Genomic DNA, 23,791 nt, shown 5'->3' with positions numbered 1-23,791 from the left:
TTGATGTGTCAAAATTTATCGATGACTGTAGTGAAAGTTGAAATATATTTTTCAGGCAAAAGGTTAGGAGTTACAAGTCATGATAGTTGGTTGTGTCATAAGAGATTATATATGAGTTATACAGAAACAATATTACTCGGTGTGCCGAGCGGAATCGTATCAGCGTTGATTGTGTGGTTATCTATAACTACATGGTCCAATGTGGTTACACCATGGATAAGAAAACAGATATATCGCGGTGTAGAGGTTACTGGCGAATGGACATCTGTGTTAATGACGGATGAGGATGACATCAGAGTTGACGATATATCTAAAGCTTTTAAGACTATGAGTTACAGCCTAACAATAGAGCGCCAATATGGCCACGTGCTAAAAGGATGCTTTTTTCAAAGTTATAAAAGCCAAGATTCAGAGTCTCAGGGGCGATATAGATTCAAAGGTCAAATAATGGATGGTGTTGTCATGCTTTCACTGGAACCAGAGGTAAAAAGCAAATCAACTTTTGGAACTCTATTAATGTATGTTACATCCGCAGGAGGAGAATTAAATGGAATGTTTACGTTTAAGGGCGCTAAATCAAATATGATAAAGACAACTGATTTAATTCTTAAAAAGAGAATCTAACTATGGAGAAATCGCTAGCCAGATATAAGACGTCTGAAAGTAATCCGTTAGAACTGTCTTATCCCATGGAGTTTCTCCAGGATAAAATTTTCTGTAGCGCTCTCATTGAAGATTTAGAAGCTTTCAGTGATGGATGGGAGCGCATTCAAAACTTATCATCAAACTCATCAGCATTGATTCCGGATCGTAAAGGAGTATATATGTTTGTTTGGAGACCGAGTATTGAATTTAAGCTGCATAATGAAAGTTATAATTTTAGGTTTGTCGTTTATGTTGGGGCTGCTTCTAAGGGAGAGAGCAGTATACTTAGTAGGTTTAATTCAGACTATAAATCATTAATAAATAAAAAACCAAGTGTCCATTGGACAGAGAACAATCCTCATGATCGAGAAAGTCGTCTGAGAAAAGTGTTAAATCTTTGGGATTTAGAGTATTGGTACGCTACGATGGATAACGCAAGTTCTGAACAGATTCTTGATATAGAGAAGAGACTTATTAACGTTTTTAATCCACCAGGAAATAAATCATTTAAGCAACAGATAAGAGCCAAGATAGATATACAAAAGAAGACTCCAGCATTTGAACCAGCTTTTTAAATAAGGATTAAACTATGTCAAATAAAACTCTGATACCAGCATTGAAAGCTAAAGTTGGTGACTGGGATTACTATATATGTGTAATGAAATATGCACAGGTTGCAAAAGAAGTTAACTTTGCATATGAATTAGGCGGGAATGATGAGCTTAATTCGCTTATACAGAGGGGGATTTCTGAGCGTACTAAAGAAATCACAGAATACCTCTTAAGATCAGAACATCGATTTCTTGGCTCATTAATTGTTGCTGCTTATGGTGGTGATCCTCATTACATGCCTGTGAGAATGGTGGATAGTGAAGAGATTCTAAATGGGCTTGATAATAGCTTCGGTGTTCTTACATTTGACGGAGGTCAGCAGTACTTCGCATTAGATGGGCAGCATCGTCTTAAAGCGATTAAAGACGCTATTAAGAAGAATCCGGAACTTGGTTCAGAGGAAATTAGTGTTATTCTAGTTAGTCATTATGATACCGAAGAAGGTAAAGAAAAAACTAGGAGGTTGTTTACTAACATAAATAAGAATGCTAAGAGTACTACACGAAGTGAGAACCTCGCTCTTGATGAAGATGATGGTTTTGCAATTTTAACGAGACGACTTATTAGTGAAAACAACTTTTTCAGTGAAGAAGGGCGAGTTGCCGTATTTACAAAACAAGGTGAAAATGGCGAGCTGTCAATTGCTTCGAGTGTAAGAGATACTGATAAAAAGGCTGTGACGTCAATTAAGCAGCTGTATGAAATTGTTGGCGACTTGTCTTTTGGTACGCCTCTTGAAGGGGTGTCATTGACGAGAAGACCAACAGATGACGAGCTTGAAGACTCTTATAAAATAATTTCAAAAAGGGTAGAAGAACTGTTTGAATCATGCGGTAATATTGTATCTAAAGCTAGCAAAACAGATGATCTACGTGGTTTGAGAAAGAACAAACTTTCACCTGGAGTTGAAGAAGCATTTTTGAAGGGAATAGTTCAACGGTGTGTTTCTGAGTCTGTCAAAATAATAATTGAGCAAAGGCTCTTAACATGGGATGAGGTGTTGGCTAAATTAAAAGAATTATCTTGGAATTTAGGGGATGGACCTTGGTCAAGTGTATGCGTAATTAGTGAAGATAAGCTGAAAATGCAAACGAGTAGAGAGTTTGCAAGCTTGCTAAGCGAATTATTGCTTGTTCATTTAGCTCCCAATAGTAAACAACAGATAAAAAGAGCTAGGAAGCTATACTCAGAAGTGAAAAATCAAAACTATGTATTCACTCAGGAAGAGTTAGAAAAAAACCTGACCGAATAGAGTGGTAACTGGCCCTAATGGGCCAGTTCTACAAGCTCATCTATATTGGAAGTATTGTTCCCTAAATATGATATTCCTCGGTGTAGATGAAGTCTAAAATAATAATTAAGTTTAGACTCATCTATTTCATTATAGTCAATATAAATTCTATGAATTAGCATTGTGGTATAAAGATCTGAGTATTCACCCGAGAAAACTTTCCACGTCATTTCTACATTACTATCTGTAGGGATATTCTCGTGTGGTGGAATGCTGGTTTCTCGTAATGAAAGCATAAATGCCCACCGACAGAGTACGTTCCAGTTTTCGATACCCGTCTTTCTTTTTAAAACAATTAGCTGATTTTTGGCTTTCTCTGAAAGTTTAACACTATCTATTTTCATTTTAACTTCCAAAATAACCTACTGAAATGGTTGATGTCTTCAACGTCTCATTGTATTGAATATGGTACTCTTTGGCTATGAATGGTTTTAATTCATTGTAGTACTGACCCATTATCTCTTCATCAGTAGATAAAAGGATCACCTGATCAGATGCGAGTGGGAAGTAATTTTTTATTAGTTTAGTCCTGTGCTGCCCATCAAGACGTCCCATAGGTGTGTCTATTACAGAGGGTATTTCTTTTCCTGATGTGCTAGCAAGCGCCCACAGAACAGCAACAGAGATGAGTTGTCTTTCACCAGCTGATAGTCTAGAAGGGGATAATGGTTGCCCATCTATTCCTATCAAAGTTAAAGTGTAATTTTTAGTATCAATTTTAACCTGGCTAATTAAACCTGATTTTCGCTCTAGTTTTTCGAACATAAGTTTAATTTGTCGCTCGAGTTTTATTATGTTCTCATCGATTAATTTCTCTTTGAAAGAGTCCACGATCAACTTAATATTTTCTATATGTCCAACTATTTGGCTTCCTCTTATTTCCTCAAAATTCTGAATATTCTCTTTCAATAAGGCGGAGTTTAGCCTGAGTTGCTGGTCTCGAAGTTGAGACTCAATACTTCGAAGTTCTTCTACTGAGGCTGCAAGTTGACTGTTTTTATTACTTAGTTCATGTTCGATTATAGCAAGTGACTTTATCTCATCTGCGACGTTTTGAAAACTTGGAATCGACTCAAGCTTTTGTTTTATAAGCACTAGTTTATCATTGAGCTCTTTCTTTTCCTTGATTAGCGATTCAGTTTCACGTAAATCACTATCAATTGCCGATTTGGCAATATTAAATAGATCAATGCTCACTCTGGTTAAGTGTTGGGGAGAATTACTTAGATCTTCATCTTTGTGTAACTTTTTTAATTCAGACTTTATGATATCTAAAACTTCACCACTTATGCTTTTAGAACATGAAGCTAAAAATAGCTTCTCATGTTCGGATATATACTTCCTTGCAATACTATATTCTTTAACTCTTATTTCTTCTGTAGCTCTTTTTTCAACTTCAGAGAATAATTGACTGGCTACTTTCAGTGGCAACGCACCAGCAGCATGTTTCTTTAATAGACTATTTATTGCAGAAATACTATTTTCTAGATTTTTCTCTTCTTCTTTCAAGCTATCTAATTCATCTAAAAGAAAAGCTCCTGAGTTTTGAAGTTCCGCACGTTTCTGCTCTACTTTAAAATCCAGGTCATATATTTTTTCGGTAATACTATCTACTTCATTGCTTTTTGTAGAAATATTTAACTCTAATTTTATGATGCCTTCTCTAATTTCATCAACTTTTGCTGACGCCCTGTCATCCAGTAATGTTGCTTGTTTCTTTTGTTTCGCAATATTCAAATCTTTTGATAACTGTGATAGTAAATCTAATCCAAGTAATGCTTCAATACCGGTCTTTATGAGTTTTGCTGAATTTAATGGGTCAGCCAAGCTTTCAATCTTTTCGCCGTCAAAGAAAAACAACTCAGACAGATTCTGAGGTATAAACTCTGAAACAAAGTCATCCCAATGCTCAGACAAAAATGCATCTTGCTGGTTATTGCATTCAACGGTTACATTTTCATGAACTTGTTTTTTGTCCGAGGCCTTCCAGCTTCTAGATATTTTATATTTTTGCTCTTTTGTACCGTGCTTATGCCTAAATTCCATGCAGATATATGCATGCTTTTCTGGACTAAAGCGGTTGATAGATTGGTACAAGAAATCATGATAGGCTAACCTTCCACGATTAGAGCACTTCGCGTTTTTTCCATAAAGTACAAGCTGTAGTGAATCGAGGAAAGTTGTTTTTCCTCCTCCATTCAGTCCACCAAATAAAATGACGTTTTTTTCGATATCATTAACGTTTAAATCGATTTGATGTGTGCCTTGGTATATGCCAAAGTTATGTAGTGTAACTTTTTCAATGATCATGATTGAAGCTCTTCGGTGGAGATAATATCTTGCTCTAACAATACTTGGTCTCTGAGCGCCATCTCGACTTTTTCTATCTTTTCTCGAATCTCTTTTATGCTAATCTCGTCAATTCCTTGCTGTTCAAGCTTTATTATTAGCTCATTCTTAGTTCTATTTAGAGCGAACTTTCTGGCATCATCTATGTTATTAAATGCGCCTTTGTCAATTGCTTTTTCAAGCTCATCGAAGAGCTTTGTTCTTCTTAGTTGGTGCTTATATCTATCTGTAATTGATAGTAATGTCCTGACTTGCTCATATTTGAGATTATCGTTATCGCCAAATTGACCGCAATGTTCCTTTAGTTTGTTTAATACTTCATTATTTAATAAAGGGTGATGGCTTCTCTTCGTGCCAATATAAGTTTTACCAGTTGCTTCTTTATATATTTTTGGCAAACTATCTTCAATTTCATTTTTACTTTCTATCCAAATTCTACGTATTTCTTCCAAATCTTCCAAAGACAGTAATTCCAAGTTCTTAACGTCTTTGGGACCAACACTCTGCACGTAACATTGAGCTTCGAGTACTTTTTTAAGCATGTATTCTCTAAACTCTTGACGATAAGGCCCTCTAACAATATCCGCCCCATGGTCAGCAATATGTACGGTAAGACTACCGTTCATTCTACGAAAGTCTCGGTTCGATTTGTCTCTATTTATTTTAGCAATTTTTCGTTCTTTATTAGAGTCATTAACGTCTATTTCGTTACGAAGTTGAAGTAAAGGCAGCATCCATTCCTTTTCTTCATCGTTGGCTATCATTGCCGCCATAGACTTATCTTCACCAACCATTGTGCAGACATAGCAACCAAATCGACTATCACCGCAACTAGGTGTTGATTTGTCTACAACTAAGGGACATTCGCCTCCTTCAGTTGCACCTTGATACATTCCGAGTAGATCTGTGTTGTTAAAACCCCATGGATTTTTGACTTGAGTTAGGTAACTCCAGACATCATCATTTGTCCAATCTGCAATAGGTGTGTATACCCATACTCGATCAAGTTCTTTATTTACGGTGAGTCCGTCGTCTTTACGAGTATTATCAGCACGATTTTCATAACCTTCCATATTGGCTGCGCGAACAGTACTTTCATGTTTGCGCGTACCAAGGACCAGAATTGCTTCGCCATTTTTCTTAACGACATCCTGAATAAAGGTATTGGATGGACTTATTTTTAATCTATCTGTACACCATCTAAATTTATAACGCGGCGCTGGATAACCTCGACCAATGAGGTTAACCCAAAATCTATCTGTTACTTTTGGAGTTAATCTATGAGCTTGTATTGGCAGCTTTTGCTGGTTGTATGCTATACGCATGTGATGCAGTGATTTTTCTACCCATAGTGCAACGATGGGGTTTTCAACCAAAGTGTCAGTACTAATTACATGAACTAACTTTTTGGATTTACCTTCTGCCGTTAGTTCTTGAACTGCATTCCAGACAATTTGCAAAATAGCTGTAGAGTCTTTGCCACCACTGTATCCTAGGACCCATGGAATATCGTCCTTCAGGTATAGCTCTTTAGTTTTATCTATTAGATCTCTAATAGTTTTTTTAAACCCTAATTCATTAAATGCCGAATAGTTAGGGATATATGTATTTACAGTCATGATAATCACTTAGCCTTGAGAGGCTATTTCCCGTGCTTTTGTTGCTTAAATTTTTGTTCTTCACTCTTTTCTTTTGTGTTAAGAGGAATTCCTAAATAATGCTTGATTCGATTAGCGGTTAACTTGGTTGCGACAGAGTTATTACGCATTGCTCCGTTTACTACACAACGACCATCCCAGTCTTTTTTATTAGCTCTTGACCAGTTCAGAAGTGACAACCTTTCTGTGGTCTTTTTCCACTTGAGATCGTTTTTTAGGAGCCAGTTTCCTACTATGCCTAGAGCTTGGAAAGTTACAGAGTGCGCATGTATGGATTCTTCACGCACTTCACCGCCAGAAATTTGTTCTTTGTAAACTAGGTTCCAAGCAGGTATAACCTGCACAAGGTGCTCCCAGTATTCAGTCGCAATTGGTATCTGCAGGTCGATGCTTTCCTTCTCAATTACATCGAATAGTTCACAGGTTGCTTTGTTGAGAGCACTGTGACTTACAAGCTTTTTCGAGCGAGGCCCTAAGTTGCTTTTCTCCATGTGGATTAGTTTTGACAGTATTTCACTGTTGAAAACTATGTTTTTAGACAGAATGGCTCCCGGTTCGTCATCGTAAGTGATACTTAGCGAACTATCCGTTTTCACAGGATAAAGGTTCAAATCCTTAAAAATCTTTTGTCGTTCGGGGAGTGACTTACCAACAAAAAATACTACTGAGATACTTTCATCACCTAGAGAAGGATCTTGTTGAAGCGCTTCCAGAATAGCAGCATTTCGGTGTTGCCCATCGGTGATGTAGACTTCGGCATCATCATCGATAGTCAGTGTGCCGATTTTTTGCTGGTGTCGACCTTCACCAACAGGTTCAAATTCTGTTTCACCGTCGATACAAGCCGTAAGTGCTGAAAACACATAGCTATCTCTATTGGATAGGATGTAGTTACTGATTTCAGGTATACGTTCGGTATTTAAGATACGTTGTGCGCGTTCATTTACTGGTAAAGTGCTCTCATCAAACGTAAAGATTCTACGTAATCTTTTCAATGGGCACATCACTGTATAGAACTCTGTTTCAGCTTGTATCCCTTTGATTGCCGGGAAGGATGTGCCAGAAATGATTTTAGTCATGAATTTATAATCTATTTATTGTTTTTAAGAACATTGACTGTTGTTCGTACGAACAGGGCTGTACTATACGTCAAACCATTATTATTGTCTTCACGTTTTAAAGGAATTTTCAAGTGACAGTCTATTTAGATTGCAATGCAACAACACCAATGTCTCCTGAGGTTTCACTTATCGTCGGTCGTTATCTGATGGAAGAGTTTGGGAATGCTGGAAGTCGAACCCATGAATTTGGTGTCATCGCAAAACAAGCAGTGGAACAGGCGAGGCAGTTCGTGGCAGAAGTTGTTGATGCAGAAAAATCAGAAGTTATTTTCACTAGTGGAGCTACAGAAAGTAATAACTTAGCGATTTTGGGGCTTAAGGACTATGCCGAAAAAATTGGAAAAAAACACATCATAACTACTCGCATAGAACATAAAGCAGTTTTAGAGCCTATTGAAGAACTTGTAAAACAAGGGTTTGAGGTTACTTACTTAAACACAGATGGTTCAGGAATTGTTTCTGCAAAACAACTTAGTGCAAGCCTTAGGGCTGATACTTTTTTAGTTAGCATAATGCACGTGAATAATGAAACCGGTTCGATACAACAGATTGAGGACTATTGCGAAGTATTGAGTGAACATGAGGCATTTTTCCATGTTGATGCAGCTCAAAGCTTTGGGAAGTTAAATCTTCCCTTACGCAATAAGAGATTGGACTTAATAAGTGTTAGTGGGCATAAATTTTACGCACCTAAAGGCGTTGGCGCTCTTATCTGTCGCAGGCGTGGTTTCAAAAAACCACCTTTGAAAGCTTTAATGTTTGGTGGTGGACAAGAAAAGGGGCTCCGTCCAGGAACCTTACCTGTCGCACTTATTGCTGGTCTTGGTGAGGCCGCTCGGCAATCTATTCTAAATGCTGACGAAAGGCATAAGCGTTGTGAGGTAATAAAACTAAATGCTATTGAAAGGCTTCACGAGTTAGGGGCTGTTATTAATGGCGCAAACACAATGCCACATGTCTTAAATTTTTCGATCCCAGGTTTGAATTCCGAAACAGCTATGGTCGCACTTAAAGGTTTAGTTGCAGTATCGAATGGCTCAGCTTGCACTTCTTCAAGCTATACTCCCAGTCATGTTCTTACGGCGATGGGATTGGATGAAGAGAATATTGAAAATGCTATTAGAATGTCTTGGTGTTATATGACTAAAGATATACCATGGGACCAAATCATTGATAAATTGAAACAATATCTGTGACGACTAACCACACTATATCCAGTGCAGCAGTTGCTGCTCTTACTGAACTCGGTGGCCGAGCCACCTTAGAAAGCATACTTGATGTTATTGTAAAGCATGAGCTATATGTGTTTGGCGCGAGTTCACCAATAAGTGTTTTACGTGTAACGTTAGGCCGACATTGTATAAATAAATCGCTAAGCAATATGTACAAGGAAAGGTACTTCGTTGCCTATTCTGACGGAACATATGCCCTTATTTCTAAGAATGATACAGAAGCAGACCAAGATGCCATTTTGATTTGTGAAGAAATTGCAGTTGGTGATTATATAAGCAGGATTAATGAGCTTGCCATGGAACAGCGTGAGCGAGTCAAAGGTGAAATACTGGCATCCCTAAGACAGTTAACGCCATCACGTTTTGAAGAGTTCAGTCAAATATTTCTGAGTCGTTATGGCTTCACACGCATGAATGTGACGAGTTTAAGTCGTGATGGAGGGATTGACGTTAAAGGATTGCTCAAAATCGGTTTGGCTGAAATGCGTGTAGCTGCTCAATGCAAAAGATATGCAGAAGGAAATAAGGTTGGACGGCCTGATGTTTCCCAATTTAGGGGGGATATTACTGGTGACTTTGAGCAAGGGATCTTTATAACAACAAGCACATTTACAAAAGAGGCTCAAGAGATTTCATTTAAACCTGGATGTGTTCCAATTATCTTGATCGACGGTGAACAACTTGCCGATATTATGATCGACAAAGGTATTGGGGTTCAAAGACAGTCGATTGACGTATATGACTTTGAGGCAGACCTGCTGTTTGCGTAGATTAGTGAGATACATTTACGTTTACGATTTGAAACCCCTGAATACGCTTAGATGTTTCGCTAAGTGCTTGTTCAAACTTAGCTCTGCTCATTAAGATTTCTTCGGTGTCAGTAGTTCCAAATAGTTTTGCTAAACGTTTATCGAAGCTTTGCTGCTTATGAAAATGATCGCTGTCTTGGTGGAGATATAGCGAGCGGTTCAACAAAGGCGGTCGCTTTGCTTCATTGATGTAGTCAAAAAAGTCGATTTCCTGCTCGGCCATTTTTATCTTCACGCGTTCCCTCAGAAAGGGAACTGCTTTTTCAAAATCATCATAACCTGTGAGCGTGAGCTTGCCCGAGGTGATATGGATTTTGATCAAATCTATGTCGTCTAATTCACCATAGAGCTGTAGCCCTGCACCGACATAAACTCTGAGGAGTAGTGGTAGGGATGTGATAAATTTTTTGTGCAGGATTAGCGAGTGCTTGGGATTCAGTAATGAGGCGGGTAAGAGTTTATGAGCTTCATTACAGGCTTGTTCAATCGCTGCAGTATTGGCAATGCTAAATAAGAGCTCGGATGCCTGTGTTAGTGCTGTTTGAGGCTCACCAAAAAACACTTTGATATCCCGCTTTATATTTTCGGGTAGCCGTGTATAGGGTTTGCGTTTTTCAAATTGGGCCATCGCAAAGAACAGCAGTAGGTCTTGGGTGTGTTGCTCTACAGCTTGGTTGTATTCTTCTCTGCCTTCTATCTCTAGCAAAATTCTAAGTGCCTTGGCTGGCGTGCCTACGATGGTTTTAAGGTCGGTTAGTTGTTCAAACTCATCCATTTGGGGCAGTCTACCGAGGTCGAGTACCGTTTGCCAAAATGCAGTAAATAGCGCTTGGTGTTTGGCAACTAAAAGACGTGCTTTATCACCTTGTGTTGGCCTAGTTAATTGCTTCCACTGTTTATCTCTGCGATAGCGCCGGGATAAAAATTGTTGTTCTTCAACCTTGTCTTTAAAAATGTAGAAAATCCCAGGTGCAACCGCGATTGCACTTTCATCCAATGTGCGTTCAATAAAGGACTTAATTTCTGCTTGCTGATAGTACTTTTGGAAGGTGTTGCGGCTGGTGATTACCCCATCCCTGAAAGGTGTAAATTGAGCGATAAACTCATCATTCGCCAACATAACACTTACAACCATGAGACGCTGAGTTAATTCCCAAGCCTCTAGCAATGCTTCTAGTCGTTCGTGTTTATCTTCTATTACGTTTAGTACAAAGCCAAGGTTAACTATATCTGCTGGTGATTTGTCTCCTTCGGGAAAATGGTTAGGATCCCAACCAAGTGCATCTAAACCATGGCATTGTAATTCTCGTAGATCATCTCCACGGCCACAGCCGTAATCGAATACTGAATAGTTGCCACTGAGGAATCCATGCTTAGCTAGAAACTTCATTGGCGCCGATAAAGAATGGCGTACTAATGCCGTTTTATGACGGTCAATTGAGAGCGATTCATTATCCTGCAGCATTGATGCTCTGAAGAGTCTGCCATCAACTAGTACATATCCGTGCTTAGTAATGTGAGCTTCCCATGAAGCTTTAAAACCGATTAAGTGAGTATTTTCATATAAACCTGCTGTTTCACCTTCAATCGTAATTGTTCTAAATGTGTTGAACTGGGGATGTTCTGGCAGAATAAATAACTCTTTTCGGTGCAATATAGGGGGATTATCAGAGTCAGTGTAGTTCACGATCTTATGGGTCAATTTTGTTAAATCGACACTGATACTTTTAACTAAACCTGGGTAAGCCTCAGAGAAAAAAGTTGGATAATGGAGAAGGGATAATCCAAATTGGCGTCTGGAGAGCTTTACGATATTCCAATGCTCATCTTCAACTTTTAGGGCCTGTGAGACAGCTTTTGCGAAATTAAAGAGACGTGGGTTACTTGCTTCCAGAGTATCTCGATGAAGGTAAACTGCTTCTGGTAATTTTTTACCAATAGATAAAGCTTCTACATCCCGCTGGAACTCTGTTGCCGATAGCATACTTACCTCATCCGTTATTAGCTAAATTGGTCAGATTTTCCAAGGTAATCTGCCTAGGAATAAGTCTATTCCCAAAATTTTTTAACCAAATGATCTGTCGATTATTCTGCGGTCCAATACTGATATGGAGCGGTCGATCACTTCCGTAATAATAGAGTCTATCAAATGGTAAGTTGCTTGCGGCCCAGATAGCTAGTATCTGAGATGATGTATTGATAACCTTCAAATCGATAGCTGCACCACCACGAGGACAAATAAGTCCACCGCTTTGATTTAGTTCATAAGCTGCATGTTGATCTAGATTTGGGGCTATTCTGGGGCGATCTTTTTTGAGGATAAGATTACGAAGTTGCTTACCGCAGAAACCGAAGGAAAGATGAATTTCCCCAAATTGCTCTGTGAGGGGGTCTAGAATCTCAGTAGCGATCTGAGAGTAAGCAGTCCAACTTTGTGGTTGGGATGGAAGGTTGTCACATTGTGAGTAAAGCCATGTTTCTCCACAGTGGAACAAATCCCTGAATCGATAGTGATGACTACAGTACTTATCAAGTTTTTCGACTAGCTCTTGATTGGTCATTTTATAAAATTCAAATGGTTACTGAACTTTAATTATGCTCTAATTTCATTTTTGTAAAGAATGAAATTAGAGCATGAAAAGTATAGCATCAGTGTGTAGTTTTTAACTCTGTCGAATATTCAACCAATTCGAGAGTTGAATATACTTCTTTCAGTTTCGCTTTTGATAGCGGAGCATATCCTTCTTTCTGTACTCCTATATTATAACTTTCAAAAAATGCAGTATTGTTTAAGAGCTTTTCAACCAACTCTAATGGAGTTGGTGCTCCTTGATATCTTGTCCAGACCAGCATCGGATTAGCTGTAGTTAAAAGTTTTACAGCTTCAAGATTTCCTCTCCAGCAGGCAGTATGAAGAGCTGTCATTCCATCGTAAGTTGTAAGATCAAGATTGTGCTGTCTTTCTAATATTGCTTTTATGATGTCTAAATTTCCTGATTTTATCGCCGCATGAAGAGCTGTTCGACCTTTAAAATCTTGTAAATCAGGGGCTGCACCATTGGCAAGTAGTGTATTAACCAATAAAGTATCGCCAGTTTGAGCAGCTAACATCAGAGGCGACTGGCCTTTAAAGTCTGTTACGTTGACAGACTTTGGTATGGTCTTGATGATAATACAAATGCTGTTATGCCAAAAAGATAACTGCTGTTCTAAGCGGTTCATATCGTCTTTTAGCTCATGCGGAATATGAGGCTTTCTAATTGACAAGCGGTTAATCCAGTCATTTCTCATTTTTATCCATGTGAGTAGCAGTGTGTCACCTCTGACATCAGCCATAGATTTTTCAAGACGTACTCGATTTTTTATTAACCAGTTAGCGAGTAAGTTTTCATCTTGGCTGAAAATGATTTTGGTCGATTGTTCAAATAGGTCTATATCTTTGTGGTTCTGTTTGGGATACTGCGGGTATGTTTTGTACAAAGTTCCCCAAAATAGCTCGGAGCAATCAATTGCTATATCTTCAATATCAGGAATAGTGCGAGATTTAATAATTCCTTCGAGTAACATCAATCTGAAATATTTTTGATGGTTATTGGGATTTACTTTGTTGCAGGCCACTGCAACACAAAGTGCATCTTTAGCTAAAGTGCCTTTAAGGGAGCCATATAGTCCTTGTTCACATTCATCAATGGCTTGACGAAAATATCCCTCAGCACTTTTAAAGTCATTAGAGTAGAGTGCGTGAAAGCCTCTTGATCTGAGAATAACTGGATTTGACATCCCGCTGTGCGCAGTTTCATCGATTTGAGATAAAAGTTCTTCTACTTGCGCTTTTGTTGATTTAGTGAGCTTTAGTTCAGGTCGACCGATCAAACTTTCAAGCTCAATGCAAAAAGCTAAAACGAGTTGATCTGGAGTGGCTGCTAACTCTTTTAAACGCGCACAAGCGGCGGATTTTGCGTCAGGAGTTAGTAATGAATGCTGTGCTACTTGGCTTACTACCCAAAAGCTCGATTCTTTTTGTAAGGCGCGCCAAGGCGAAGATGTTGTGATTCTGGACAGTAGATTATTGATGGAACGATCAATAACTAACTCGTTGTTAATTGTATCCTTGGTTTGTATTAAAATTGGTTCCAATTGTTCAGGAAGTAGCGCAAAAACATCTTGCAAGGACGATTCAGGCGACATTAGCCAAAATTGTCGAGTTAAATCAGACGCTAGCGCTTTAACACCATTCGTTTTCATTGATGGTAGAATTGACACTAGCATTGGACGGTAAGGGATTGGTATGAGGCTTTCAAAGTGCTCGTTTTCAGCATCTAAACCAAGGTGTTTTTTCTGTTTAGATGCCTCGATCGTAGCGTTGAATATCATTTCGTAAATAGCGCTCGCTTGGAGTAATTTATTTTTAGCTGGATCAGCGCACAATCTGTCTACTTCGGGGCAAAGAAAGTTGAGTAACTTGATGTAGCCTTCTTGCGCAGCCCTGGCTACAAGAAGTCGTTGACGTATCGTTTGCATTGACGGCTTGGAGTATCTCTCGACTATGCAATTGATGAAGCATAGTTTTTCGTCATCACTAATATTGCCTTCGAAAACTTCCTCTAAACGACCCTGTTCAGTCATTGGTATTTCAAATCTCAAGTTCTCTGGCGTTAGGTCTTTCTCACAAACAAATGTTAATGCTGATTGAAATGCTTCATTTAGTGACTGATTTTCTCTAAGCGTAAAAGCTCCGCTAAACGGCAGTACCACATCATCATTAAAGTATTTTCGTATTGTACTTGCCTCTGGCAAAGTATCATTCATCCACTTATAGAGGGAGCGTCTTAGCGCGTCATGAACACCATCTGTCGCTTCACTGCGTGTATCAGCGAGTGTTTCGATAGATGTTCCAATCAAATCGATTAGCCATTCGATGACCTGAGAGACTGGCATTACAATTTTAGTTTGAGTTTCAGAGCTTCGTCTTTCTGGTAGATACCAAAATTTTCCCCCCGGCATACCGCGATCCCATCGTTCTTCAAGTTGCCAATTCGCCATATACCGAGCTAATCCAGGAATAAAATGATGGGTGAGCAACATCCAAACAACTTGCCTAGAGCTCGCCTTGAACGTCCATAGGTTGCTATATAGCTCAGTTAGCCCTGAGCTAAATTCAAGGATATTGGCCAAGGCGTCGTCCCTTGCTTGGTTATCCATTTCTGTGGCGTCAAAGATATCCTTACAGAGTTGTAGATTAAGGCTCATTAGCTTTTCTAGACTACAGTCACCGCTAAAAAATTTGTTTTTCAACTCACTATTGCCTGGCCATTTACAAGCAAAAATTTGGTGGACGTTCAGTAAAATTGATTGCAACGAAGGGACTTTACTCATAGTGGATAATCCTTAACTTAATATCGAAATTCCATTTTCACTATTTCCTCGGCATGAACACTGAATAGAGCTGTCCCCCCCCCCAATAATCAGGGGGGGACAGCTCTATTCATACCGTTTGGAATGGGGCTTTTGCATGATTATAACTCTAAACTATTTTAGGAGTTGTAACATGAAATCAAATAATAATCAGCTGGTTATAAATTGGCATTTAACTGAACTGTGTAACTATGAATGTCAGTACTGCTATGCAAAGTGGAGTGACAGTGATTACAGAAAGAACATTATTATCGAGCCTCACTCTAGGACACGGTTGCTCGATGAGTTGTACGCATTTTTCCGGCCCGATAACCCAAATACCCCATTAATGCCGCAACTTTCATGGTCTCGAGTTCGCTTGAACTTTGCGGGCGGGGAGCCGCTCATTTATGACAAATGGCTTCCTGATAGCGCAAGTCAAGCATCTTCGTTAGGCATGGATGTATCTTTGATAACGAATGGCTCTCGCTTGGGTCGTTCTGCATTTAAAAGATTACTGCCTTTTTTAACCACCCTTGGCGTTAGTATCGATTCTGCATGTGACCAAACTAACAATCTTATTGGTAGAAAAAGTCGTTTAGGTAGCCCTATGGATGTCAGTCAAATTTGCGAACAATTGATTGAAACAAAGAAGGCTTATCCACGTTTGCAGCTAAAAATTAATACGGTCGTAAGCTCGTTGAATTACCATGAAGATTTGACCGATTTGATAACGGATTTATCACCAGCCAAATGGAAAGTGCTGAAAATGCTTCCTGTTGTGGATGACAAGTTAACGATTACTGATGCGCAGTTTTGTCAATTTATTTCACGACACAAAGCCTTGAGCTCCATTATGTATCCTGAAAACGGTACCGATATGCGAGAGTCATACATCATGATAGATCCTTATGGTCGTTTCTATCAGAATGTACCTGACGGCATTGGATATCAGTACAGCGCTTCAATACTAGAGGTTGGTGTTGAACAGGCCTTTAGACAATTAACTTTTAATTCCCAGCGATTCGAGAATAGATATTTGGCTCTTAATCAGAGGGTTAAGTATGAAGTATAGTTCTAACAAGGATCTTAACCAATGTATAAGAGAGCTAGTTAAGAATGGATGGATTTATTACTCAAAGAAAAAACATGGCCGTTTAGTGAGTTCAGATGGCAGAACCAAAATTACTGTTTCTAAATCCCCCAGCGATTGTAATGCGTTTAGACAGCTACAAAGAGATATTAGGCGAATATCATTGGACAATGTTTGGTTTGCATAATGTACTGCGTAGAGCAGAGACTAAAAATATAGCCTCTGCTCTTTAAGGGATTTTCTGGCTAGGGGGATGTTATTGGCTCCCTAACGATAGGTTCCCCTCGGCAGATTTTTCAATATGCTCGCTCCACCAGCACATCATTGGGCGCCTAAGTTCCAGATATGTAGCACGGTTATATGCTGTACGTACCTCGTTAGCGCCTACGTGAGATAATGCTGATTCTATCCAGTCAGAATTGTAGCCCTGTTCGTTTAGAGTGGTACTCGCTAATGAACGAAGCCCATGGCTTACTAACTTTCCATGAAATCCCATACGCTTGAGCGCCATATTAGCCGTTTGAGTATTACAGTGAGTTTTGGGTTCCCTGTCGGCAGGAAATATGTATTCTCTATGGCCGCTGATGGGCCTTACTGCTGCTAGTACTCCAAGCATTTGTGGCGTAATCGGGATCAAATGTTCTAGTTTATTTTTCATTTTTTCAGCTGGAATAGTCCAGATCAGCTTTTCTAGATCTAGTTCTGCCCAACGTGCTGTTGCTGCTTCAGAGGGGCGAGTCATAGTGTGCAACTGCCACTCAATCAGACATCGAGTTACACGCTTAATCGAAGCTTGTGAAAGGGCTCGCATTAAATCAGGTAGCTCCTCTGGGCTTAGCGTGGCCATATGTTCTTTTTTAGGCTTTTTAAATGCAGCACGAATGCCCACTAATGGGTTTGCTGCGATATATCCACAGTTAACACCATAATTCATGATCTCATTCAGTCGCTGGTTGAGTCGTTTTACTGTTTCTAAGCTGCCCTTAGCCTCGATAGGGCGGAATAGAGTGATAACATTTGGAGCTGTGATTTTGATTAGAGGTGTCTCACCAAAATCAGGAAATACATATCTCTCTAATGATTGCCAAATTTTTCGACAGTGATCCTCTGTCACTTCATCTCTTTTTACCTCTAACCACTCAATTGCTACATTTTTAAGGGTGTAGAGTACCTCTTGTTTATTTTTGAATGATTCTTGTTCGCGTTTGTCTTTTGGGTCTATCCCACTAGCAACAAGCTCTCTATACTCTGTGACCGCTTTTCGAGCTTTAGCCAGAGATATTTCTGGATAGGGGCCAATCCCAATATTGACGCGTTTCTTAGTTGTTGGATGGTAATAGTTGAAGTTCCAGAGTTTGGAACCATTAGCACGAACCCTTAGCTGAAGGCCATCACCATCTGAGAGAACAATATCTTTTGGGCCTGGCTTTTGGTTTTTGATTTGAGTGTCAGTTAAACGAGTTGTGCTGGTGGCCATAAGTCTCTCAATCGCTCAATATGGGGGATTTCTACCTTGGTATACCAAAGATAGGCTAAAAATCCTTGGCATACCAGTTGAAATACCATTGCTCTGAGCTTTAGTGAGACGCCCCAAGACCTTTTGATACTATAAGTCATTGATTTTATTGTTTTTAGATAAGAAAAAAGACGTCCTGAGACGTCTTAATCCTTACATTTGGTGGAGGCGGCGGGACTTGAACCCGCGTCCAGAAAACCTACATCCAAGGCGCTACATGCTTAGTCTTTCTATTGTTTAACCGTCTGAACTCCGAAAGACAGGATCCCACACGGTGAGTCCGGTACTGTTTCGCGGTTCACCCCCGGACAGGGTTCCCTCGCTAGCACGATGTAAGATGACCATCAAATCCACTGCCCATGTGCAAAGCGTGTGGTAGATGGCTAGCGGCATTAAGCGGCTAGAGCGTAGTTATCGTCGTTTGCAACTATAACTTTGCGGCTTTTTACGAGGCCAACCGCCCCTCGGCATGCTCCCAGGGTTTCGTGAATCCTGTCGAATCCAGAATCGCCCCCAAGAAATTTGATTGTAACCCGTAGCATTAAGATAACCTAGTATCATTTGCTGCAAGTTCAATCGTTTGTTCATTATCCGCGCGTTTTTTCCTTTTTCATTACGCGGGCTTTTTCAACTTCCCACTCGCGCGCTTTGGTATCTTCACGCTTATCATGGTCTTTTTTACCTTTACCTAGGCCGATTTCCACTTTCACCCAAGCCCCCTTACGCCAGTACATTGAGATAGGGATAATCGAGTAGCCTTGGCGTTCCACAAGTCCGGCTAATTTGTCTAACTCTTTACGGCTTAGGAGTAATTTCTTGAGTCGGATTGGGTCACACACCACATGAGTTGACGCGGTATTAAGTGGAATAATGGTACAGCCGTGCATAAAGGCTTCGCCATTTTTGATAAAAACATAACAATCCGACAGGTTGACTTTGCCCATACGGATAGACTTTACCTCCCATCCCATGAGGGACAGGCCTGCTTCCATTTTCTCTTCGAATCGATATTCGAAGGTTGCGCGCTTATTGCGTGCGATTGTCGCAGGCGCGGCTTTTTTCGAGTTTTTCTTTACCATAGTGGCGCCATTATACGCACGGTGAATCAATTTGAAATGGATATAAGGGTTTATTTGACTGAATTCAAGCCCTAGGCATATTGTTGGTGGTTTTTTGTGCTCAATAAGGCATAAATTCATTGGCTTAGATGAGCGGTTGAGTAAGGGATGCGTTTTTTGTGTATCGTGGTAGAATCCCAATCAATTTTGTTAGCTTCCCTCGTTTGTTAGGGCGCGCGGAGTTCGCTTTCAATCGCGTGATTATTTTGATTAAGAGTGCCAAAAGCGATGCCACAAATTTCTCGCAGTGTGTTAGTCCGATTTAGTGCGATACAAATGTATGATTTAGTTAATGATGTTGAATCATACAAAGAGTTTTTACCCGGTTGTGTCGGCGGTAAAGTACTCGAGTTTGATGGCAAAACCATGGTGGCGTCGGTAGATGTGAGTAAGGCTGGGATACGTAAGACCTTCACGACTCGCAACCAAGTTGTGCCTGGTAAGCGCATTGATTTACAACTTGAAAACGGGCCGTTCAAGCACTTGCTTGGACAATGGCGATTTACCGAATTAACTGAAGATGCCTGTAAAGTTGAATTCGATTTGAACTTCGAATTTTCTAGTTCATTAGTCGATATGGCATTTGGCAAAGTGTTCAACGATCTTATGGTTTCAATGGTGACGGCATTTACGAGCCGCGCTAAGGTAATTTACAGTGGTAAATGAAGCAGATAAATTTGTGGTCGATGTCATTTATGCATTGCCAACACAACAAAAAGTCATCTCTGTGAGTGTGCATCCGGGCACTAGTGCGATTGAGATTGTTCGCCAGAGTAATATGGTAAGCTTTTTTCCTGAGATTGATTTAGACACGGTCAAACTAGGGGTTTTTAGCAATCTCGTGAAGCATGACCAAGTCATATTACCAGGGCAACGAGTTGAAATTTATCGTCCCTTGATTGCCGATCCTAAGGATGTTCGCCGTCGCCGCGCCGATAAGGCAAAGGATGAAGGACGCGCTAACAAGGTGACAGGCGGCAGAGTTTAACGTCAACTTGGCACTCAATTTAGCTGTAAAATATGTTTTGAAATTCAAAAAAAGCGCCTTAGGGCGCTTTTTTACTGCTCAAAAGAGGTCAAACTACTTTATCGGTTTTTGGACCTGAGCTTCCGGATCATTTTCTTTCACTAATGGCTTTTCATCAGGGCGCTCGGCAGGTACCAATGGTGCCGATTCCTTTGTATTCACCATCGGTAACTTACTCTGTTCAAGTGGCGTATTAAACTCAGGGCTTAAATCGTAATCGCCTTTAACTAAGCTTAGTTTGTTACCGGTAAAATGCAGGATCAGTTCTTTGTGGGTGATGCTGGCATCACGGCCACTTTTATAATGGTAAACATAATACCAAGTATCGTCGGCAAAACTGTCTCGAAGAACGGGGCGACCCAAAATATACTCGGCCTGCTCCTTGGTCATGTCGATACGTAGCTTTTCAACCTGTTGTTGCTCCATATAGTTACCTTGTGGAATATCGGGCTTATAGATAAGCCAATCGAACATGCTACAGGCACTGAGCGAGACAGAGAGCGCAAAAGCGCTCAGCAGGGTAATACTTTGCTTTTTATTAATCATTGTATGCGCTACTTCTGAAAATCTGGCGGCCATCATACCCAAGCATTCCCCCTGCTGACAAGGGTAATTGGGTTTTGCACGCGTCCTAGTTCAAATTGTGTGAGTTTTCGACCAAGAACCAATGATTTAGTTCAGCTTCGAACAAGATATTTATTTTAAAACTTTCTGGTAATTTCAATGTTACTAAATTGTAAGCTTTTGAATGTATTTAATTGTGAATTAGCGGCTAAGATGATGTATGTGTGTAGAGTTTTTGTAAAATTATCGGTAGAGTTATTGCGGTAACAACTTTAATTAAATCGGTTTTTCAGCCAACAAAGGCTGAGGTGCGCCCAAGCTTGGTATTTGGCGAGTAAATAATGGGCGGAGGTGGGATGGGGTCTTTAATCTGTGTTGGTACTGGATTGCAACTGGCTGGTCAGGTGAGTGTGCTCAGTCGCAGTTATATTGAACATGCCGATATAGTATTTTCACTCTTGCCAGACGTTTTCGCACAACAGTGGCTTAAATCTATTAACCCAAGCGTTGTGAATTTGCAGCAATTTTATGCTCAGCAGGGGGAGTTTAAGAATCGCCGCGATACCTATGACGAGATGGTGAATGCAATTTTAACGTCAGTACGAGCAGGTAAAAATACGGTTTGTGCGCTTTATGGTCACCCAGGTGTTTTTGCCTGCGTTGCACATATGGCCATAGAGAGGGCGCGCGCAGAAGGGTTTGCTGCCAAGATGGAGCCTGGGATTTCAGCAGAAGCTTGTTTGTGGGCGGATTTAGGGATAGATCCTGGCAGCTTTGGTCATCAGAGTTTCGAGGCCAGCCAATTTATGTTTTTTAAGCACGCACCGGATCCCACTGCATATTTATTACTGTGGCAAATCGCCATAGCTGGCGAGCATACATTGACACATTTCCATACCAGCAGTGACAGATTACAAGTGTTGGTCGCCCAATTAAATGAGTGGTATCCACTAGCACATGAAGTCATTATCTATGAGGCGGCAAATTTACCTATCCAAAATCCACGAATTGAGCGTTTACCGCTATCTTTGTTGCCCGAGGCTAATCTAAGTCCCATTAGTACTTTGATTATTCCACCTGCAATGAAACTGGAATACAACTATGCTATTTTAGCTAAGCTAGGTATTCGCCCTGAGGATTTAGGATAAGTCACCGCGTAATTTTGCGACCTAAAATTAAAAATTTATCAATAATAGGGAGAATACATGTCTAATTTATCAGATTTTTTTACTCAGTTAGGTCAAGATGCACAATTAATGGATGCCTATAAACAAGATCCAGAATCCGTAATGCGTGCCCACGGGTTAAATGATGAAGAGATTAGTGCGGTGATGGCGGGCGACATGGAAAAACTCAAAGCACTCAGCGGCGAAGAAAACTATCAGTCCTATCTAATTATCTATCAAGGAAATGGTGAGTAATTGAAGCGATTCAGCGCGTTAATAGGTGTGGTGTTGGGTATCTTTTGTATGCCCTTAGTTGCCGCGACCGTGGATTATGATGTCGCGCTGAATGAAATTGCAAAATTACAGTACACAGATTTATCTGCTGTGGCGGCTAAGCTTCCAGTGTTAGAAGCCGATTTTGAGCATATGACGCACCAGCAACAGGGACGTTTCTTGATTTTTAAAGGGGCGTCACTGACTTTTAATGGTAAGTATCAAGAAGCAATTGAAACTTTAAGACGTGTTGAACTCTTAGTGCATGATGTGGATTTGCTGTTTTCTGCATATAACTATCTTGCCACAGCGAATGTTGCCCAGCGCAATTTCAAGGATGCCTTCGATGCACTGGCAAAAAGTTTGGCGCTTATTGAACGCATTGAAAACGTGAATTTTAAACGCACATCTTATATCCGTATTGCCGGTCTATATATTGCGATGGGGGCGACAGAGGATGTGGGAATTTATGCTTCAAAAGCGCTTTCACTTGCCACCGAAAAGGACACCAAAGATATTTGCTTTGCTAAGTTATATCTGGCAGTGCATAGCTTAGAGTTTAAAAATTTTGCTATTGCCTTTGATGAGTTTCAATCCACAAGAACTTATTGTGATTCAGTAGAAGTACCTTTGGTTGCAAATATTGCCTTAAAGGGCATGGGTGAATCTAAACTGAAACTAATGCAACCTTCAGAGGCTATTCCCTATCTTTTGGATGCCCTCAAAAAATACGAACTGTTCAAATATCAGCTTGAGATTAACAGTGTGCATGCCCTCCTTGCGGAGGCCTACCTCGGTATTAAAGATTTGCAAAAGGCGAATGAGCATGCCCAGTTTGTGATGGGGTTAGCGGATGAGCCTAGTACCACAGAGCATAAATACAAGGCTACGCGCGTCATGGCACAATTGTCCGCTCAGCGAAATGATTATCAGCAAGCCTATGAATATTCGAATAAAGAGCAGGGTTATAATCAGCAGATCCTCGATGAGGCTAAAATTAAAAACTTGGCGTATCAGTCGGCCAAATTTAACGCCGATGAGCAAATACGCGAAATAAATCTGCTTAATAAAGAGCGTGAACTTTATATCGCCCAGCAAACAGTTAAAGAACGTGAATACACCAACATGCTGATGTTCATTACGATTTTGGTTGGTGGCATATTCTTCTTGGGGATATTGTTGGTGGTGGGCACCTTACAAAAACGTAAGTTTATGCGTATGGCTAAAATAGATGCGCTCACTGGGGTGCTCAATCGTGGCGCAGGCCAAGATCTCGGCGAAAACTTGTTTGTGCAAGTGGCTGCTCGTGGTGGTGATTTTTGCGTGATCCTATTCGATCTTGATTATTTCAAACAAATCAATGATTCCTTTGGGCATGGCACTGGTGATTGGGCCTTAAAGAAAGTAGCTGAATCTCTTAAATCCTGCATCCGTAATGGCGATGTACTTGCCCGCATTGGTGGTGAGGAATTTGCGATATTTTTACCCTACGCCAATGTCGAAAAGGGGAGAGAGGTTGCAGAATTATGCCGAACTAAAATCGCTGCAATCGATACCCATCTATCGGGACATCAATTTAATATCACCGCCAGTTTTGGTGTAAGTGGTTTAAAGCAAGATGATTTGAGTCTTGATCCTCTCTTACACCGTGCGGACATGGCTCTTTATGCCGCTAAATCAAGCGGCCGTAATACCGTATGTTGTTATGCCGAGACTATGGTTTCAAGTAAACGCGCTACTAACATCAATAAGCCGTTAGTTAATCAGCCCGCGGTCGAGTCGACTAAAGCACTCTAATTCGCTTTCCATGGGCACTATCAATTCTGGTTTGCACTTTTAGGATTATCTAGACAGGTCAAGTCTATCAATATGTTGTGCGAACATAATTTGATCAATAATTGTTCGGTTCAACAGGGCAGACTT

At 40.3% G+C, this 23,791-nt stretch carries 22 protein-coding genes and 1 other RNA gene; 12 read left to right on the top strand and 11 right to left on the bottom strand.

Features of this window, described 5'->3' with window-relative positions:
- Positions 1 to 111: 111 nt before the first annotated feature.
- From K0H61_RS12430 to K0H61_RS12420, 3 genes are read left to right on the top strand one after another with little or no spacing between them, the layout of a single operon-like run.
- Complete coding sequence (locus K0H61_RS12430) at positions 112 to 624, top strand: hypothetical protein (RefSeq protein WP_220049648.1); 513 nt, start codon at positions 112 to 114, stop codon at positions 622 to 624.
- 2 nt (positions 625 to 626) lie between these two features.
- Positions 627 to 1,220 carry a hypothetical protein gene (locus K0H61_RS12425; RefSeq protein WP_220049647.1) on the top strand — a complete coding sequence of 198 codons (594 nt, stop codon included), beginning with the start codon at positions 627 to 629 and terminating at the stop codon, positions 1,218 to 1,220.
- Positions 1,221 to 1,234: 14 nt separating this feature from the next.
- Complete coding sequence (locus tag K0H61_RS12420) at positions 1,235 to 2,509, top strand: DNA sulfur modification protein DndB (protein WP_220049645.1); 1,275 nt, start codon at positions 1,235 to 1,237, stop codon at positions 2,507 to 2,509.
- A 14-nt stretch (positions 2,510 to 2,523) separates the two neighbouring features.
- Here the strand turns inward: K0H61_RS12420 and dndE are convergent, their stop codons facing one another.
- From dndE to dndB, 4 genes are read right to left on the bottom strand one after another with little or no spacing between them, the layout of a single operon-like run.
- The gene (gene dndE / locus K0H61_RS12415; protein WP_220049643.1) at positions 2,524 to 2,892 is read right to left on the bottom strand and encodes a DNA sulfur modification protein DndE; all 369 of its coding nucleotides are present in this window, start codon (positions 2,890 to 2,892) and stop codon (positions 2,524 to 2,526) included.
- Position 2,893: 1 nt separating this feature from the next.
- On the bottom strand, positions 2,894 to 4,858 hold the full coding sequence (gene dndD, locus K0H61_RS12410; RefSeq protein ID WP_220049642.1) for a DNA sulfur modification protein DndD: 1,965 nt from the start codon (positions 4,856 to 4,858) through the stop codon (positions 2,894 to 2,896).
- Positions 4,855 to 6,516: a DNA phosphorothioation system sulfurtransferase DndC gene (gene dndC / locus K0H61_RS12405; RefSeq protein ID WP_220049640.1), complete on the bottom strand. Its 1,662-nt coding sequence runs from the start codon at positions 6,514 to 6,516 to the stop codon at positions 4,855 to 4,857. The genes dndD and dndC overlap by 4 nt, the downstream gene beginning before the upstream one ends.
- A gap of 23 nt (positions 6,517 to 6,539) precedes the next feature.
- Positions 6,540 to 7,634 carry a DNA sulfur modification protein DndB gene (gene dndB / locus K0H61_RS12400; protein ID WP_220049639.1) on the bottom strand — a complete coding sequence of 365 codons (1,095 nt, stop codon included), beginning with the start codon at positions 7,632 to 7,634 and terminating at the stop codon, positions 6,540 to 6,542.
- Between the two features lie 113 nt (positions 7,635 to 7,747).
- Between dndB and dndA the strand changes: the two genes are divergently transcribed.
- Together dndA and K0H61_RS12390 are read left to right on the top strand one after the other, a co-directional pair.
- Complete coding sequence (gene dndA, locus K0H61_RS12395) at positions 7,748 to 8,872, top strand: cysteine desulfurase DndA (RefSeq protein ID WP_220049638.1); 1,125 nt, start codon at positions 7,748 to 7,750, stop codon at positions 8,870 to 8,872.
- Complete coding sequence (locus K0H61_RS12390) at positions 8,869 to 9,678, top strand: restriction endonuclease (protein ID WP_258405947.1); 810 nt, start codon at positions 8,869 to 8,871, stop codon at positions 9,676 to 9,678. Before dndA ends, K0H61_RS12390 begins: the two co-directional genes overlap by 4 nt.
- 1 nt (position 9,679) lies before the next feature.
- Here K0H61_RS12390 and K0H61_RS12385 read toward each other — a convergent pair whose 3' ends face one another.
- From K0H61_RS12385 to K0H61_RS12375, 3 genes are all read right to left on the bottom strand, one after another.
- Positions 9,680 to 11,701, bottom strand: coding sequence for a DNA phosphorothioation-associated putative methyltransferase (locus K0H61_RS12385; RefSeq protein WP_220049636.1), 2,022 nt, complete (start codon positions 11,699 to 11,701; stop codon positions 9,680 to 9,682).
- A gap of 7 nt (positions 11,702 to 11,708) precedes the next feature.
- Complete coding sequence (locus K0H61_RS12380) at positions 11,709 to 12,278, bottom strand: hypothetical protein (protein WP_220049635.1); 570 nt, start codon at positions 12,276 to 12,278, stop codon at positions 11,709 to 11,711.
- Positions 12,279 to 12,366: 88 nt separating this feature from the next.
- Entirely contained in the window at positions 12,367 to 15,093 is a 2,727-nt protein-coding gene (locus K0H61_RS12375; protein WP_220049633.1) for an ankyrin repeat domain-containing protein, read from the bottom strand.
- Between the two features lie 172 nt (positions 15,094 to 15,265).
- Between K0H61_RS12375 and K0H61_RS12370 the strand changes: the two genes are divergently transcribed.
- Positions 15,266 to 16,186 carry a viperin family antiviral radical SAM protein gene (locus K0H61_RS12370; RefSeq protein WP_220049631.1) on the top strand — a complete coding sequence of 307 codons (921 nt, stop codon included), beginning with the start codon at positions 15,266 to 15,268 and terminating at the stop codon, positions 16,184 to 16,186.
- Between the two features lie 95 nt (positions 16,187 to 16,281).
- Positions 16,282 to 16,437 (top strand): hypothetical protein, encoded by a 156-nt coding sequence (locus K0H61_RS12365; RefSeq protein ID WP_220049630.1) that lies wholly within the window; start codon positions 16,282 to 16,284, stop codon positions 16,435 to 16,437.
- 23 nt (positions 16,438 to 16,460) lie between these two features.
- Here K0H61_RS12365 and K0H61_RS12360 read toward each other — a convergent pair whose 3' ends face one another.
- The 3 genes from K0H61_RS12360 to smpB form a co-directional block, all read right to left on the bottom strand.
- Complete coding sequence (locus K0H61_RS12360; protein ID WP_220049628.1) at positions 16,461 to 17,681, bottom strand: integrase domain-containing protein; 1,221 nt, start codon at positions 17,679 to 17,681, stop codon at positions 16,461 to 16,463.
- Between the two features lie 199 nt (positions 17,682 to 17,880).
- Positions 17,881 to 18,235: a transfer-messenger RNA gene (gene ssrA / locus K0H61_RS12355) on the bottom strand.
- 72 nt (positions 18,236 to 18,307) lie between these two features.
- Positions 18,308 to 18,799 (bottom strand): SsrA-binding protein SmpB, encoded by a 492-nt coding sequence (smpB, locus tag K0H61_RS12350; RefSeq protein ID WP_220049626.1) that lies wholly within the window; start codon positions 18,797 to 18,799, stop codon positions 18,308 to 18,310.
- A 267-nt stretch (positions 18,800 to 19,066) separates the two neighbouring features.
- Between smpB and K0H61_RS12345 the strand changes: the two genes are divergently transcribed.
- Positions 19,067 to 19,504 carry a type II toxin-antitoxin system RatA family toxin gene (locus K0H61_RS12345; protein WP_220049625.1) on the top strand — a complete coding sequence of 146 codons (438 nt, stop codon included), beginning with the start codon at positions 19,067 to 19,069 and terminating at the stop codon, positions 19,502 to 19,504.
- On the top strand, positions 19,494 to 19,826 hold the full coding sequence (locus K0H61_RS12340; RefSeq protein WP_220049623.1) for an RnfH family protein: 333 nt from the start codon (positions 19,494 to 19,496) through the stop codon (positions 19,824 to 19,826). The genes K0H61_RS12345 and K0H61_RS12340 overlap by 11 nt, the downstream gene beginning before the upstream one ends.
- 93 nt (positions 19,827 to 19,919) lie before the next feature.
- Here K0H61_RS12340 and K0H61_RS12335 read toward each other — a convergent pair whose 3' ends face one another.
- The gene (locus K0H61_RS12335; protein ID WP_220049622.1) at positions 19,920 to 20,411 is read right to left on the bottom strand and encodes an outer membrane protein assembly factor BamE; all 492 of its coding nucleotides are present in this window, start codon (positions 20,409 to 20,411) and stop codon (positions 19,920 to 19,922) included.
- 374 nt (positions 20,412 to 20,785) lie between these two features.
- Here K0H61_RS12335 and K0H61_RS12330 point away from each other — a divergent pair, with 374 nt between their 5' ends.
- Genes K0H61_RS12330 through K0H61_RS12320 form a run of 3 tightly spaced genes read left to right on the top strand, consistent with a single transcriptional unit; the run spans position 20,786 to position 23,665 of the window.
- On the top strand, positions 20,786 to 21,577 hold the full coding sequence (locus tag K0H61_RS12330; protein WP_220049621.1) for an SAM-dependent methyltransferase: 792 nt from the start codon (positions 20,786 to 20,788) through the stop codon (positions 21,575 to 21,577).
- A 57-nt stretch (positions 21,578 to 21,634) separates the two neighbouring features.
- On the top strand, positions 21,635 to 21,850 hold the full coding sequence (locus K0H61_RS12325; protein ID WP_220049619.1) for a hypothetical protein: 216 nt from the start codon (positions 21,635 to 21,637) through the stop codon (positions 21,848 to 21,850).
- 48 nt (positions 21,851 to 21,898) lie between these two features.
- Complete coding sequence (locus K0H61_RS12320) at positions 21,899 to 23,665, top strand: tetratricopeptide repeat-containing diguanylate cyclase (RefSeq protein ID WP_220052696.1); 1,767 nt, start codon at positions 21,899 to 21,901, stop codon at positions 23,663 to 23,665.
- Positions 23,666 to 23,791 lie beyond the last annotated feature (126 nt).

This window comes from Shewanella acanthi, assembly GCF_019457475.1.
In the GTDB taxonomy this organism is placed as follows: Bacteria; Pseudomonadota; Gammaproteobacteria; order Enterobacterales; family Shewanellaceae; genus Shewanella; species Shewanella acanthi.
Note: the sequence above shows the minus strand (reverse complement) of the source record. Positions and strands in the feature narration are given on the sequence as shown.